The 14,860-nt window shown below is 39.2% G+C and carries 16 protein-coding genes; 1 reads left to right on the top strand and 15 read right to left on the bottom strand.

Translation table 11 applies throughout. From position 1 onward, the window contains the following. Positions 1-75: 75 nt before the first annotated feature. The 9 genes from fabG to AC3RV6_RS04690 form a co-directional block, all read right to left on the bottom strand. Entirely contained in the window at positions 76-822 is a 747-nt protein-coding gene (gene fabG, locus AC3RV6_RS04730) for a 3-oxoacyl-[acyl-carrier-protein] reductase (protein WP_489748307.1), read from the bottom strand. Further along, positions 822-1,766, bottom strand: coding sequence for an ACP S-malonyltransferase (gene fabD / locus AC3RV6_RS04725; protein WP_489748306.1), 945 nt, complete (start codon positions 1,764-1,766; stop codon positions 822-824). Before fabD ends, fabG begins: the two co-directional genes overlap by 1 nt. Beyond that, positions 1,763-2,755 carry a phosphate acyltransferase PlsX gene (gene plsX / locus AC3RV6_RS04720; RefSeq protein WP_489748305.1) on the bottom strand — a complete coding sequence of 331 codons (993 nt, stop codon included), beginning with the start codon at positions 2,753-2,755 and terminating at the stop codon, positions 1,763-1,765. The genes fabD and plsX overlap by 4 nt, the downstream gene beginning before the upstream one ends. Next, positions 2,755-3,336, bottom strand: coding sequence for a transcription factor FapR (gene fapR / locus AC3RV6_RS04715; protein WP_489748304.1), 582 nt, complete (start codon positions 3,334-3,336; stop codon positions 2,755-2,757). The genes plsX and fapR overlap by 1 nt, the downstream gene beginning before the upstream one ends. 150 nt (positions 3,337-3,486) lie before the next feature. After that, a complete protein-coding gene (gene recG, locus AC3RV6_RS04710) occupies positions 3,487-5,535 on the bottom strand; it encodes an ATP-dependent DNA helicase RecG (protein WP_489748303.1) in 2,049 nt (682 codons plus the stop codon). After that, the gene (gene sdaAA / locus AC3RV6_RS04705; protein WP_489748302.1) at positions 5,516-6,421 is read right to left on the bottom strand and encodes an L-serine ammonia-lyase, iron-sulfur-dependent, subunit alpha; all 906 of its coding nucleotides are present in this window, start codon (positions 6,419-6,421) and stop codon (positions 5,516-5,518) included. Before sdaAA ends, recG begins: the two co-directional genes overlap by 20 nt. A gap of 13 nt (positions 6,422-6,434) precedes the next feature. Then, on the bottom strand, positions 6,435-7,097 hold the full coding sequence (gene sdaAB / locus AC3RV6_RS04700; protein ID WP_489748301.1) for an L-serine ammonia-lyase, iron-sulfur-dependent subunit beta: 663 nt from the start codon (positions 7,095-7,097) through the stop codon (positions 6,435-6,437). A gap of 130 nt (positions 7,098-7,227) precedes the next feature. Next, a complete protein-coding gene (locus tag AC3RV6_RS04695) occupies positions 7,228-8,877 on the bottom strand; it encodes a DAK2 domain-containing protein (RefSeq protein ID WP_489748300.1) in 1,650 nt (549 codons plus the stop codon). 18 nt (positions 8,878-8,895) lie between these two features. After that, positions 8,896-9,258, bottom strand: a complete 363-nt coding sequence (locus tag AC3RV6_RS04690) for an Asp23/Gls24 family envelope stress response protein (protein ID WP_489748299.1) — start codon at positions 9,256-9,258, stop codon at positions 8,896-8,898. Between the two features lie 223 nt (positions 9,259-9,481). Here AC3RV6_RS04690 and rpmB point away from each other — a divergent pair, with 223 nt between their 5' ends. Continuing rightward, on the top strand, positions 9,482-9,670 hold the full coding sequence (rpmB, locus tag AC3RV6_RS04685; RefSeq protein ID WP_489748298.1) for a 50S ribosomal protein L28: 189 nt from the start codon (positions 9,482-9,484) through the stop codon (positions 9,668-9,670). Positions 9,671-9,708: 38 nt separating this feature from the next. On the opposite strand, the gene spoVM is transcribed toward rpmB, so the two are convergent. From spoVM to AC3RV6_RS04655, 6 genes are read right to left on the bottom strand one after another with little or no spacing between them, the layout of a single operon-like run. Further along, a complete protein-coding gene (gene spoVM / locus AC3RV6_RS04680; protein ID WP_489748297.1) occupies positions 9,709-9,855 on the bottom strand; it encodes a stage V sporulation protein SpoVM in 147 nt (48 codons plus the stop codon). Positions 9,856-9,868: 13 nt separating this feature from the next. Then, entirely contained in the window at positions 9,869-10,519 is a 651-nt protein-coding gene (locus tag AC3RV6_RS04675; RefSeq protein WP_489748296.1) for a thiamine diphosphokinase, read from the bottom strand. Then, on the bottom strand, positions 10,516-11,184 hold the full coding sequence (gene rpe, locus AC3RV6_RS04670) for a ribulose-phosphate 3-epimerase (RefSeq protein WP_489748295.1): 669 nt from the start codon (positions 11,182-11,184) through the stop codon (positions 10,516-10,518). Before rpe ends, AC3RV6_RS04675 begins: the two co-directional genes overlap by 4 nt. Before the next feature lie 4 nt (positions 11,185-11,188). Next, entirely contained in the window at positions 11,189-12,100 is a 912-nt protein-coding gene (gene rsgA, locus AC3RV6_RS04665; RefSeq protein WP_489749189.1) for a ribosome small subunit-dependent GTPase A, read from the bottom strand. Next, positions 12,084-14,093 (bottom strand): Stk1 family PASTA domain-containing Ser/Thr kinase, encoded by a 2,010-nt coding sequence (pknB, locus tag AC3RV6_RS04660; RefSeq protein WP_489748294.1) that lies wholly within the window; start codon positions 14,091-14,093, stop codon positions 12,084-12,086. Before pknB ends, rsgA begins: the two co-directional genes overlap by 17 nt. Next, positions 14,090-14,848, bottom strand: coding sequence for a Stp1/IreP family PP2C-type Ser/Thr phosphatase (locus AC3RV6_RS04655; RefSeq protein ID WP_489748293.1), 759 nt, complete (start codon positions 14,846-14,848; stop codon positions 14,090-14,092). The genes pknB and AC3RV6_RS04655 overlap by 4 nt, the downstream gene beginning before the upstream one ends. Positions 14,849-14,860: the final 12 nt, after the last annotated feature.

The following is a 14,860-nucleotide window of genomic DNA, read 5'->3' as shown; positions in this document are numbered from 1 at the left end:
CAAGAACGAATACAGTTCAATTCGTCCCGCATGTCCCACGTCGTGTGGTCCCAAGCGTAGTGTTAACGCCTTCCATTACATCACCATTCCACCATCAACGTGAATTGTCTGCCCTGTAATATAAACGGCATCATCCGAAAGAAGGAACAATACTGTTTTAGCGACATTTTCTGCAGTTCCCATTTTCCCTAGCGGAATATTAACAAGCAACTGAGTTTTCAATTCTTCGCTTAACGTATCTGTCATCTCCGTCGTGATAAAACCCGGTGCCACAGCATTCACATTTATATTTCTTGAAGCTAACTCTTTTGCTACCGTCTTTGTTAAACCAATCACACCAGCCTTAGCAGCGACATAATTCGCCTGCCCTGGATTACCCGAAACACCGACAATCGATGCGACATTCACTATTTTACCAGCACGCTGCCTCATCATTTGACGCGTCACGGCCTTAGTACAAAGGAACACACCTTTTAAGTTAATATCTAGTACATCGTCCCATTCGTCCTCTTTCATACGCATGAGTAAATTATCTCTCGTAATGCCTGCATTATTTACTAGTATATCTATCGAGCCAAAAGTTTCCATTGTTTTGTCGATCATTAATTTTACACTATCAGCATTAGAAACATCTGCTTGAATTGCAAAAGCTTCCCCACCTGTTTCAGTAATTAAAGCAACTACATCATCAGCTTTTTCTTTACTACCACTGTAGTTAACTGCAACACGAGCACCTTCTTGTGCAAGATTTAGCGCAATTTCACGACCAATACCACGTGATGCTCCAGTTACGATTGCTACTTTCCCATCAAACCTACCCATCAAGTCCACTCCTTCGAAGCTTCAATTACTTCTTGTAATGTCTTTTCATCATACACTGCTTGTACAGTAACTGTCTTGTCTATTTTTTTTATTAACCCACTTAATACTTTACCTGGCCCACATTCAATAAAATGTGTCACACCAAGGTCAATCATTAAGCGTACCGAGTCCTCCCATAATACCGGAGAGTACAACTGTTCAACAAGCAAGTCTTTTATTTGTTCACCATTCTCTATAACAGCAGCATTGACATTTGCAATGACCGGAATCGAAGCATTATGTATCGTTAACTCATCTAATGAACTGCGAAGTTTTTCTGCTGCTGGTTTCATTAAGGATGAATGGAAAGGTCCGCTAACATCCAACAGAATAGCTCTTCTTGCGCCTACTTCTTTTAATTCAACACACGCTTGCTCAACACCCATTTTAGTTCCTGATATAACAATTTGTCCTGGACAGTTTAAATTCGCTGGCTGCACTGCATTACCGTTCAAAGTAATTGCATCAGTCACTTTTTTCACTTGCTCACTGTCAAGTCCAAGAATTGCAGCCATGGATCCCACACCTGCGGGAACTGCTTCATTCATATATAGGCCACGGTTATGCACTACTGAAACGGCATCTTCAAAAGAAAGCACATTTGATGCTACGAGTGCTGTGTATTCACCCAAACTATGTCCCGCTGTATAATCTGCAGTTATGCCAGCGTCATTCAACCTTGCAGCAATTAAAGCGCCAACAGTTAGTAACGCTGGTTGCGCGTTATAAGTTACAGTCAATTCTTCTTGTGGTCCCTCTAATAACAGCTTACTCAATGGATATCCAAGAACTTGATCAGCTTCTTTAAAAAAATTCATACTTGCTTCATTTGATTCGACAAGTTCCTGTCCCATTCCGACCTTCTGAGAACCTTGGCCCGGAAAAACAAATGCAATTTTTTTCATTCCACTAGCCCCTTTCCAATCGTATTACGAATTGTTCCACATACATCATATGAAACCATAGTTCGTGCTTGTCGCACAGCATTGTAAATCGCATTAGATCTAGATGAACCATGCGCTTTTATGACAGGTGAATTAAGCCCAAATAACCCGGCACCACCATATTCCGAGTAATCCATTTTCTTTTTCAATCCACGTAAATCATCTTTAATAAGCGACGCAGAGATTTTAGTTTTAATAGATGAACCATATACTTCTTTCAACATTGTAAAAAATCCTGTCGCCGTTCCCTCAATAGTCTTCAGTACCATATTTCCTGTGAAACCATCTGTAACAACAACATCTGCCACACCCATTAACAAATCACGTGCTTCGATATTTCCGATGAAATTAATCGGCGCTTCTTTAAGAATATCATATGCAGCTTTCGTTAAGTCATTTCCTTTTCCCTCTTCAGTTCCAATATTTAATAAACCAATTCGCGGATTTGAAATACCTCGAACTTTCTCTGCATAAATACTTCCCATAATAGCGTACTGTCCAAGATGAGAAGGTTTAGCATTGGCATTGGCACCGACATCTAGCATGACGAAACCTTGCCCATCTACTGTCGGAAGTGTTGGTGCAAGTGCAGGTCGTTCAATTCCATCAATTCTACCAACAACAAATAAACCAACTGACATTAGTGCGCCCGTATTCCCAGCGGAAACACAAGCATCTGCTTCACCGTTTTTTACTGCTTCTGCCATCCGCACCATCGAAGAATCTTTTTTTCTACGAATTGCACGAACAGGATCGTCATCTGCTTCAACGACTTCCGAACAATGAATGACTTTTAAGCGATTATGGTCTTTCATAAATGGTGCCATTTTTTCTTCATCACCATAAATATGTATATGTATATTATCAAATGCCGTAAGACTTTCAATTGCACCAGCAATAATTTCACCAGGTGCATGATCCCCGCCCATTCCGTCCAAAGCTATAATCATTAAAATTCCTCCTGCTTCTTATCTGTCGTCCGGTACATATAAAACTTACCTGTAAACACGATTTCATCTGCTACAGTCGACACGACTTCAACAAGCGTTCTTTTTTTCGTAATGCTATCCTTTAGCACTGTCGCTCGCGCAACAACACGATCGCCCTTTTTAACGGGTTTTAAAAAGTTAATTGATGATTTTGCCGTCAATGCAAGATCATCATCAAGAACTGCTACAGCTAAAGAATTCGCTTGGGCAAAAAGATGATGCCCACGTGCAATCTCGTTTCTATGAAAGACATGGTCATTCGTCACATCAAAAATAGATAACGCACTTTCATCTAATTTAATATCAATAATGTCGCCTATTACTTCATCAGAATCGAGTGATTTCACTTTACTCGACATCGTTTGTGAGGCCACTTTTTTTAACCGTTCACGTAATTCGGGAATGCCACATTCCAGTCTATCAAGTCTAATTGTCTGCACACTGACTTGGTATTGTTCAGACAGATCATCATCTGTAAGAAATGGGTTATGATCAAGCAACTCCATAAGCAAGCGTTGCCTTTCCTTTTTAGGTTTCCGCAATTGATTCACCTTCCAGATTAGCACTTGGTACTAATAGCAGTATATAAAAACTATAAAAAGAATGCAAGTAAGAAAACATCTTTAAACAAGACTAACTATACAAGGTCCTAACTTGTTTAAAGTCTTAAAGAACAATTTAGCACCATCTACTCAATCGATTCTGCTATTACCAAGCGCTCCAGATTGTTCAAGTAGGCTCCTTAAAACCGCGTACTCTGAATCCTCCCAAAACAATGTTGAAGCTAGAAATGTTTCTGCATCTTTCCTCGCTGTATCCAACGCACGGTAATCATGAACAAGATCTGCCACTTTAAACTCGGGCATCCCACTTTGCTTTTTACCGAAAAAGTCACCTGCGCCTCTTAATTCTAAATCTTTTTCTGCTAATATAAATCCATCGTTCGTCTCAGTCATTGACTGCATGCGTTCTTTACCTTCTTCGGTCTTAGGGTCAGCTATAAGCACACAATAGGACTGCTCTTTCCCTCTACCTACCCGACCTCTTAACTGATGTAGCTGAGATAACCCAAAGCGACCTGCATCATAAATTAACATGAAAGTAGCGTTCGGAACATTCACCCCTACCTCAACGACCGTCGTAGATACAAGGACGTCTACCTTGCCCTCACTAAACGCCTGCATCGTTGCTTCTTTTTCATCCGAATGAAGTCTACCATGCATTAACCCTACCGAGAAACGTTCCTTGAAATGTACAGAAAGCTGATTATAGACATCTACCGCATTTTGAACGTCTAACTTATCGGATTCTTCTATTAAAGGACAAATAACATAAGCTTGACACCCTGCCTTTAATTCCTTTTCCATCTTTTGCAAAACCGAATAAAGCGCTTCTTCTTTAAGCCAATGCGTTTCAATTTCTTTCCGCCCTGCTGGAAGTTCATCTAACACCGACACATCCATTTCACCAAATACTGTAATTGCGAGTGTACGTGGAATAGGTGTTGCCGTCATAAAAAGAACATTAGGATTTACGCCTTTATCACGAAGAACACGTCTTTGCTCAACACCAAATCTATGCTGTTCATCTGTAATCACTAAGCCTAAATTTTGAAAAACCACATCCGGTTGAATTAGCGCATGCGTTCCAATAAGTATGTCTACTTCACCAACAGCTAATCTACCAAGCAAGTTTTCTCTCGCCTTCGCTTTCGTTGATCCCGAAAGAAATGCTATTGAAACACCCAGTGGTTCAAACCAATCTTGGAGTGTATCAGCATGCTGTTCAGCTAGTATTTCTGTTGGAGCCATCAAGGCACCTTGAAATCCAGCTGTCACCGCAGCATATAGTGCCACTGCAGCTACAACCGTTTTCCCTGAACCAACATCCCCTTGAAGGAGTCTATTCATTCGAATTTCACTTTTCAACTCCGCACATAATTCGTTGACTACACGTTTTTGAGCTTTCGTTAATTCAAACGGAAGTAAAGAGATAAACGCTTTTATTTTTGCAAGATCATAGTCAATGATTAGTCCTTTTTCAGTGTCTTTTCGTAACTTTTTCATTCCTTGCATTTTTAATTGAAACATTAATAACTCTTCGTATACAAATCTCCTTCGTGCATGTTTAACATCTGCTGGACTTTGCGGGAAGTGAATCATCTCTAGTGCTTGTTCAATTGTAGGTAGTTTATATGCTGTGCGAATATGTTGAGGTAGGGATTCCGTATGTTGACCCGTTACATGGTCAAGTGCATTTCTCATAAAACGTCGAAAAGTTTTTTGATGTATGATACCTTTCAAACTATAAACAGGTTCAAAATCTGCTTGACCATCCTTTGAATTCGCATTAAAATGACTCACACTAATTGACTGTCTACCGCGGTCCCATTTCCCAGTGACAGTTACAGTCGTTCCTTGTATGATTTTATCTTTTAAATAATGTTGATTAAAAAAAACCGCCTTCACTAGATGCCTACCGGCAAGAAGACGGACTTGAAGACGTGATCTATTCTTCCCTAAAAATTGAACTGTAGGTTCACTCTCAACTCTACCTTCAATCGTCACACGTTCGTTATGAGGTGTTTCCGATAAATCCTTTAATGTGAAATCTTCATGACGATACGGGAACGTCATTAGAAGTTCATGGATAGAGATGATGCCGAGCGTTTCAAGCTGCTGCCCGGCCATCTTCCCAATCCCTTTTACAGTAGTTACCGAATCATATAGTGACGTTTTCACTATTTGCGGCCTTACCAAATATTTTCGCTTCTAACGCTTTTCCAGTCGGCGTTGCTGCTAGACCACCTTTTGCAGTTTCCCGTAAAGCAGACGGCATAGACTTGCCAATTTTGTGCATAGCTTCTATCACTTCATCAGTAGGAATTCGACTTACTACACCAGCGAGTGCCATGTCTGCACCTACAAGTGCCTTGGCAGCGCCCATAGCATTACGTTTAACACAAGGAACTTCTACAAGTCCGGCAACCGGGTCACACACAAGCCCCAGCATATTTTTCATAACGATTGAGAAAGCTTCAGCACTTTGCTGTGGTGTTCCCCCAGCCATCTCTACAATCGCTGCAGCCGCCATCGAACCAGCCGAACCCGTTTCAGCCTGACACCCACCTGCTGCTCCTGAAATAGATGCATTATTAGCAACAACAAAGCCAAATGCGCCTGAAGTAAATAAATAATTCAACATTTCTTGGCGAGTTGGATTTAATCTATTTTTAACTGCAAATAAAGTACCAGGTACAATTCCAGCTGCACCAGCTGTTGGTGTCGCACAAATCGTTCCCATAGCAGCATTCACTTCGTTTGTAGCTACAGCTTTACTGACAGCATCCATTACGAGGTCACCGCATAAACTTTTTCCGGATTCCATATACTTTTTAATGAGAACTGCATCGCCACCAGTTAAACCTGATGCTGAATGTACACCATCCAACCCTTTTTCAACTGCCGCTTCCATAACTGTCAGATTCGCATCCATCTGCGCTATTATATCTTCTCTAGACCTTTTAGTAACAAGCATTTCTTGTTCAATCATAATTTCAGATATCGGCTTATTTTGCGATTCCGCAAGTGCAACAAGCTCCTTAACCGAAGTAAATAAAATATCCACCTGTCATTCCTCCTTAATCAGCAACCGTAGAAACTTGTGTAATATGTGGTAATGAACTAAGTTCTGCAATAATCGACTCGTCTATGAATTGATCGAGTTCTATAACCATAAGTGCCATCTTACCTTTTTCTTTTCGGCCAACTTCCATATGGGCAATATTTACGTCTTTTTCGGCCAGCGCGTTGGAAACGCTTGCAATTAATCCTGCGCGGTCCTCATGAACGACTAGAAGCGCCGGATAATTTCCTGATAAACGAAGTGGAAATCCATTTAATTCAACAACTTCAATCTTTCCACCACCGATAGATATCCCCACGAGTTCCATTACACTCTCGCCGTCTCCGATGACAATACGCGCTGTATTTGGATGAGGCATCTCTTCTTCTTCCGGTATGAATTCAAAAGTTAGGCCCACTTTTTCCGCTTCGCTAAATGAAGTTTTAATACGCTCATCAAAAGTTTCATAATCTAACAATCCGCCTATTATAGCTACGTCAGAACTATGTCCTTTATACGTTTCTGCAAAAGATCCATATAAATGAATCCGCGCCCATTCGGGTTGGCGTCCAAAGAGATTACGAGCAACCCTTCCAATCTTCGCAGCACCTGCTGTATGTGAAGATGAAGGTCCAATCATTACTGGACCAATAACATCAAATACCGACCTGAATTTCAATTGAATACCCCCTAATAAATAGACATACCAATACCTTATACGAACTTTACACTTTAAACAAAAGAATCTAACTATATATACTAATCACCTGATACTAGAGTTCATACAAATTTGAAAATTAACCCTTATATTATTCCACTGAAATAATATAAGGGTAAAGAGGTTGTTTTCCATTATAAAACTCAGCTTCAACATGCTCAAAATTATCTTCTATATATTTTTCAATTGACGTCACTTCTTCTTTAGTTACATTTTCACCATAGAAAATTGTAACAATTTCTGAATCTTCGTCAATAATAGTTGACAGCAACTCTTTCATCACATCATCAAGCAAAGCATTTGCTATAACAATTTTCCCACCCGAAATACCCATGAATTCATTTTTCTTTATCACGATGCCATCTATTGTCGTATCTCTGACTGCATGCGTTATTTGAGCTGTTTTCACATGGGATGCAGCTTCATTCATCATACGTTCATTAACACTTACAGCAACTTCCGGATTAAAAGCAAGGATTGCGGCAAGTCCTTCTGGAACTGATTTGGTTGGTACAACCGCTGCTTCAATACCGATAATTTCAGCAGCCTGTTTGGCAGCCATAATAATATTTTTGTTATTCGGCAAGATGAGAACACGCTCAGCACCTATCTCTTCGATTGCCTTAACAATGTCCTCTGTAGAAGGGTTCATTGTTTGACCACCTTCAATAACAGCAGATGCTCCAACGCTTTTTAGTAAGTCTGCAATTCCCGATCCCATTGCAACTGTTACAACTGCATAAGGATACTTGACAAACTTAGGCTTTTCTACAGAATGATTTTCACCTACTAATTCAAGATGTTGTTGACGCATGTTTTCTATTTTTATTTTAATTAACGAACCATATTTCTTACTAAAAGTAAGGACATCACCCGGTTCCTCGGAATGTATATGTACTTTCGCAACTTCATCGTCTGAAATCACAAGTAGTGAATCTCCAAATACGCTTAACTCTTGACGGAAACTTGTTTCATCATAGGCTATCTTATCCGCTTCAAACTTAACCATAAATTCTGTACAATAACCATAGACAATATCTTCTGTGTTCATGAAGCCCTGTAGGCTACGGTTATGTTCTGCACTCACCAATGTGTCAATTGCCTGCGCATCCGTTCTAACTGGCAATTCCTCACCTTTTAAGCAAGCTAAGAACCCTTCATATACATAAACCAATCCTTGTCCACCACTATCAACAACACCAACTTCTTTTAAAACAGAAAGCAGATCAGGTGTACGTTCCAATGAGGCTTTTGACTCCTTAACAATCGCTTCCATAACTTCGATAAAATCATCTGTCGTTTCTGCTTTCACAACGCCCACGTTTGACGCATCTTTAGCAACGGTCAAAATCGTCCCTTCAACAGGTTTCATTACCGCTTTATACGCAGTTTCAACACCATATTTTAGCGCTGCAGCAAATTGCTTACCATCTATAACCGACTCATTTTCAATCGCTTTACCGAAACCACGAAATAACTGAGATAGAATTACGCCAGAATTTCCACGAGCCCCCATAAGTAAGCCCTTTGAAAGAGCTTGAGAAGTCTTACCTATATGTGAAACTGTATTCGCTTCTACTTCTTTCGCTCCCGAAGTCATAGATAAGTTCATATTCGTCCCAGTATCCCCGTCTGGGACTGGGAAAACGTTCAACGAATCAACATAATCAGCATTTTGAAAAAGGTGATGTGCACCTAACTTCACCATTTCAGCAAATTTAAAACCATCAATAGAACCCATTGCAATAAATTCCCCCTTCTACAAGTTCGTCACACGGACACCTTGTACAAAAATATTAATCGTTTCTACGTTCAAACCTATTATTTTTTTCAAAGTATATTTCACCTTAGATTGCACTTGGTAGGCAACTTCGGAAATTTTTGTTCCATAACCAATTATGACATACATATCAATGTGAATTTCTTTTCCAATATTTCTTACAATGACGCCTCGTGAAAAACTTTCCTTCCGAAGAATCTCAGTTAGTCCATCTCGAATCTGATGTCTTGAAGCCATACCGACTACTCCGTAACATTCGATTGCTGCTTCACCAACTACTTCAGCTATCACATCATTTGTAATATCGATTTTCCCGAATTCGTTTTTCACTTCTATTGACATAGATTTATCCCTCCGCATCCTTTTCCATTATTCCTATTATACTATACCCGGCGTTATAATAAAAGAAAGCAATTTCGTTCCAAATAGTCTGTAAAGGTCTTTCACTTGAAAGATATAGAGAAATGGGTTGCAATGTGTTACTTTTTATGATAAATTAAATTGTATGCGAATAAGTTTTTAGTTGTGCATAACTTAATTTTTAGTAACAAGGAGGTACAAAAGAATGGCTAAACAATGTGTTATTACAGGTCGTAAAGCTACTACAGGGAATACTCGCTCCCACGCATTAAACTCAAGCAGACGTACTTGGGGTGCGAACCTTCAAAAAGTTCGGATTCTTATTAACGGAAAACCTAAACGTGTTTGGGTTTCTGCTAGAGCACTTAAATCTGGGAAAGTTCAACGCGTCTAACCCTAGAACAATAAAACGAAACGCCTGGCTGAATTTCTTCAGCCAGGCGTTTTTTCTTGTTTCTTCTTCTTTTTATTAATTGCAGTTTTCGAGACTTTCGGTTGATCTTCTTTATTGAACACAACCATACACTTTCTAACAATGCCACTCACGAATTTCGGTAATGTAAATGTATAAACTCGCAACTCCCCACTCCTTTCAAGCATCTGAACTCCTTACCATTAAGCATATGCCTTCTATGAATGAGATAGTACAACTACAAGTCACGAGTTCATTACTTGTAAATCTGGTCGTGCCTGTTTCTAACGTAGCATCGACAGTTTCATATTTAAACCCCGTAAGCGTAAGCCCTTTCACAGTGCCACCAAAAGGGAAAAATGACGCGTACGGAAATCGATCATCCCGTTCTATTATGTGAACTTTAGGGAGTAGCATCGATAATTCATTATATTGATTTCTAATTGAAAACAAAGTTTCTGGATAGTCAATTTGGAATCGATATAAAAGATGGAGAACTGACTCCGTATGATCCAATCTTCCACCAGTAACACCAGTTAAAATAATCTGTTCTGGTTCATAAGTCAAAGCGCGCAGAACAGCTAATTCAGTATCTGTTTCATCTTTTTCTTTACGGAACTGTTCAACAATTTCAACAGAATCTTTAATACTTTCATATTCCGTTTTTGAAACAGAGTCAAAATCACCGACGGCTTCCTTGGGTACAATCCCTTTTTCTAATAAATGAAAAGCCCCTCTATCTGCACCGATAAAAATGGCTTGTTCTTTAAATTCAGCTAGATCAGGTATCTCATCTGGTGGACCGCCTGCACAAATAACGACATATTTCAATTTTTAATTGCTCTTTCACCAGCATCTTTTATAAGACGTAGCGCAACCCCACGATCTGCCTTACTATATATTGCGGAACCAGCAACTAAGATAGTCGCACCAGCTTCAACACAAGGAATGATTGTTTCTGCATCAACGCCACCATCAATTTCAATTTCAATCGGCAGCCCGCGTTCCTTAATAATTGTGTCTAACTGCTTAACCTTAGGCAGCACTGAATGGATAAACTTTTGACCACCAAATCCAGGATTCACAGTCATGAAAAGTACGATATCAACTTCTTCAAGTACATGCAGAATAGATTCTACTGGCGTATGCGGATTAAGTACAACACCTGATTTTACACCAGTCGAACGAATCAACTGAAGCGTTCTATGAAGATGTCGGCACGCCTCTACATGGACTGTAATATAATCAGCACCAGCTTTAGCAAATTGTTCGATATAAGCGTCTGGGTTTTCAATCATCAAGTGGACATCCAGTGGTAGTTTCGTCACTGGGCGAAGCGCTTCAACGACAATTGCGCCCATCGTAATATTCGGAACGAAATGACCATCCATCACATCAATATGGATAAGATCTGCGCCTGCTTTCTCTACTTCGATTACTTCTTCTGCCAGTCTGGAAAAATCAGCTGCTAAAATTGAAGGTGCTATTTTAATCATACTTCTAATACCTCGGCTTTCGGTCAATTATTTCTTCTAAAAAATGCACATAATTATCGTATCTACTCTTCAGTATTTCTCCGCTTGCTACTTTTTCTTTAACAGCACATTTAGGCTCTTTTAAATGTAAGCACTCTCTAAATTTACAATCCGAAGAGGCTTCTTTCATTTCAATGAAGCAATCGGATAACTTCTCTTTATTAATATGGTCAAACTCAAGCGAACTAAATCCTGGTGAATCTGCAACGAGCCCACCTAAAATTTCTAGTAGCACTACATGACGTGTCGTATGCTTACCACGGCCAAGTGCTTCAGATATTTCTCCAGTCTTTAAATCAAGTTCAGGAAGCACTGTGTTTAACAAAGTTGACTTTCCAACACCTGATTGTCCTGCGAGTACTGTAGTCTTTCCAGCCATAACTGGTTGAAGTACACTTAATAAATTTTCATCATCAATAAAAGTATTCAGTACGGTATATCCTATCTTTTCATAGTAATTTGCAATTTCTATAACGCTTTTTAACACATCTTCTGAAGCTAAATCTTTTTTCGTTAAGCAAATAACTGGTTGAACTTTGTATGATTCTATAACCGTAAGAAATCGATCCAATAGATGAGGACTAAACGCTGGTTCAACAATCGAGAAAACAAGCAGTGCTTGATCTATATTGGAGATTGGTGGTCGAATGAGCTCGTTTTTTCTTTCATGGACAACTGTAACTAACGCATTATTATCCCCATCCGGTTCATACGTTACAAAATCTCCAACTAAAGGATTAATACCCCTTTTTCTAAATACCCCACGTGCTTTGCATTGAATCAATTCCCCGTCTTTTTCAATATAATAAAACCCACTAATTGCTTTCCTAATTTGTCCTTCCAGAAGTGTCCCCTTCTTTCTAATTGGTGTCACCATAATCGAAAGTCTTTTCAGCAATAACTGTCGAGTCTCTCTCAATTCTATAGGCGCCGCGTTGCCCTTCTTCAAGTTCAATTGTTATTACCTTCATTGTCGTTTCTGTAATCATAAATTCGGCATACGGATCCGTCATTGTGTTTTTCCGATCTTGGACATAAATACGAATTTTTTGTGGTGCTTTTTCTGTTTTTATTGGCTGTTCTTCCTCTGTTTCATCTTCTTGCTCATCTGATTCTTCACCAATAATTGGTTTCTCACCAGTATATTCAATAGTAATTGTCTGTACTAAATGCTTCACCGGTTTTTCTGGTGTCCCAGCCGACATAACTACCTCAACTTTTCCACCTTTTTCAATTTCCGAATCCTTTAATGGGCTTTGCCGAATAACATGTCCCTCTCTCACACTTGAAGATTTTACTTTGTCTACTACAAATACATTCAAACCCGAACTCGCTGCATATTGTTTTAATTCAGACTCATCAAATCCAGATAAATCTTTTAGAACAATCATTTCTTTCCCTTTACTCACCTGAAAGACTAAATCGGTTTCACTAGGTACTACTTCAGCATTTTCTTCAAGACTTTGTTCTAAGATTTCCCCTTTTGGTTTAGGAGAAAATACATCATCTTTTTTAATTGATCTAAACTTATGCTTATCTAGAATATCAACTACAGAATCATAATCCCGTCCTCGATAATCATCTAATTCAATCGTTTCCTTGCCTACGCTTACGTAAAGTTTGATAATTGTACCTTTTTCTCTTATCTTTCCCTCTTCAGGGACGGTACTTATTGCTTTCCCTGCTTCAAATTCGTCTGATGGTAGCTCTATTCGTTCTTCTACTTTAAATCCTAATTCTTCAAGTAAATCAACTGCTTCTGCTTCAGTTTTTCCAGAAACTGGTGGTACTTCCACTTTTTTCAGACCTAGTAATCCAGGTAGAATTAATATGAGAAGCGCAATAATAAATAGTGCTACTAAACCACCAATTATTAATGGCCACTTTTTTCGTTTCTTTACAGGTGCTGGGATTGGTTCTTCTTCTACTAGTAAAGGTTCATGTTTTTTTGTATCTGCTATATTACTAAACTTTGACGTATCCGTAACGACTGGAATTGCGCGTGTCATCTCATCTTCATAAAATACTACAAACTTAGCTTCATTGGCTCTTTCAGGTGATAAAACGGTAGATAAATCCTCTTGAATTTCATCCGCTGAACTATATCGAAATATTGGGTCTTTTGCTGTTGTTTTTAATATTATATTTTCCAAACTCTGTGGTATTTCCGGAAACAAAGCACGAACTGAAGGTGTTTCTTCCTGTAAATGCTTTAAAGCAATTGATACCGCAGACTCTCCGGAAAATGGTAAATTTCCTGTTAATAATTCATAAAAAACAATGCCTAATGAATAGATATCTGATTTTTTCGTTGCCATTCCACCACGAGCTTGCTCCGGTGATAGATAATGCACAGTGCCAAGAACAGAATTCGTCTTCGTATGCGCAGTTGCACTAAGCGCCATCGCAATACCGAAGTCCGTTATTTTCAAATTCCCATCATGATCCATCAAAATGTTTTGCGGCTTAATATCTCGATGTACAATATTATTATAATGTGCGTGAGATATCGCCGAAACGAGTTGCTTCATAATAGGTAATGCTCTTTCAGGGGATAATGCACCATTTGAAACGATGAACTCTTTCAACGTCTGCCCCTCAATATACTCCATTACGAGGTAGTGAATATCTCCATCTTCACCGACATCGAAAATATTAACAATGTGCGGATGTGTTAGACTTGTTGCTGATAAAGCTTCCCTCATAAATCTTCTTTTTAATTCTTCTTCGTTAGTAAAGTCATAACTTAATACTTTAACCGCGACGTCACGGTCAAGAATAATGTCATGCGCAAGATATACACGTGACATACCACCGCCACCGATATACTTGATAATCTCATAACGTCCACTAATTCGCTTACCAATCATAGCGCCGACACCTCCGTATCCACTGGTCTAAGAAGGATGACAGATATATTATCTTCGCCGCCAAGTTGATTTGCCTTTTTCACTAGCTCTACTGCCTTCTCATTCAACGTATTATCGGATAATACAATAGTTTGAATCGTAGTGCTCTCGACTTTATTACTTAAGCCATCTGTACAAATTAGTAGAAACATTTCTGCTTCAAGTTCTATAGTATGAAAGTCTGGATCAATCGTTCTTTCTGAACCAAGGGCTTTCATAATCAAATTGCGTTGTGGATGAACAGCCGCCTCTTCTTCCGTAATTTCACCACTATCAATGAGTACATTTACGTAGGAATGATCTCGTGTAACTTGGTTTATACCATTTTTAGTTATCTCATATATACGACTGTCACCGACATGAAAAATGAGGCATGAACGACCAATTATAAGCACTACATCTAATGTGGTTCCCATCCCTTTATACTGTTCATTTTCCTCTGCGTAGTTAAATAATAAACGATTTACATGATAAACGGTTTCCTTTAACCACTCGGCCCAATCACTTCTAGCTAAGAAATCAGATTCCTTTAGCTTAATAAATTCTTCCCCGATGACTCGAATGGCTGTTGAACTAGCAAAGTCGCCACCTTGATGACCACCCATTCCATCAGCAATAACAGCTAGTATAATCTTTTCATTCAACTTAAAGACAGCAGCACCATCTTCATTGACCATTCTTTTCCTACCAATATCCGAAAGAATTTCAAATTGCACGATTCATCCCTC

The sequence above is a fragment of the Sporosarcina sp. So3-204 genome (genome assembly GCF_058068165.1).
This window is presented reverse-complemented; position numbering and strand designations above follow the sequence as displayed.

What these genes read in the sequence shown, in the direction of transcription:
- fabG (WP_489748307.1), bottom strand. Translation starts at nt 822, where the DNA reads ATGGGTAGGTTTGATGGGAAAGTAGCAATCGTAACTGGAGCATCACGT.
- fabD (WP_489748306.1), bottom strand. Translation starts at nt 1,766, where the DNA reads ATGAAAAAAATTGCATTTGTTTTTCCGGGCCAAGGTTCTCAGAAGGTC.
- plsX (WP_489748305.1), bottom strand. Translation starts at nt 2,755, where the DNA reads ATGATTATAGCTTTGGACGGAATGGGCGGGGATCATGCACCTGGTGAA.
- AC3RV6_RS04695 (WP_489748300.1), bottom strand. Translation starts at nt 8,877, where the DNA reads ATGGGTTCTATTGATGGTTTTAAATTTGCTGAAATGGTGAAGTTAGGT.
- AC3RV6_RS04690 (WP_489748299.1), bottom strand. Translation starts at nt 9,258, where the DNA reads ATGTCAATAGAAGTGAAAAACGAATTCGGGAAAATCGATATTACAAAT.
- rpmB (WP_489748298.1), top strand. Translation starts at nt 9,482, where the DNA reads ATGGCTAAACAATGTGTTATTACAGGTCGTAAAGCTACTACAGGGAAT.
- rpe (WP_489748295.1), bottom strand. Translation starts at nt 11,184, where the DNA reads ATGATTAAAATAGCACCTTCAATTTTAGCAGCTGATTTTTCCAGACTG.
- rsgA (WP_489749189.1), bottom strand. Translation starts at nt 12,100, where the DNA reads ATGGTGACACCAATTAGAAAGAAGGGGACACTTCTGGAAGGACAAATT.
- pknB (WP_489748294.1), bottom strand. Translation starts at nt 14,093, where the DNA reads ATGATTGGTAAGCGAATTAGTGGACGTTATGAGATTATCAAGTATATC.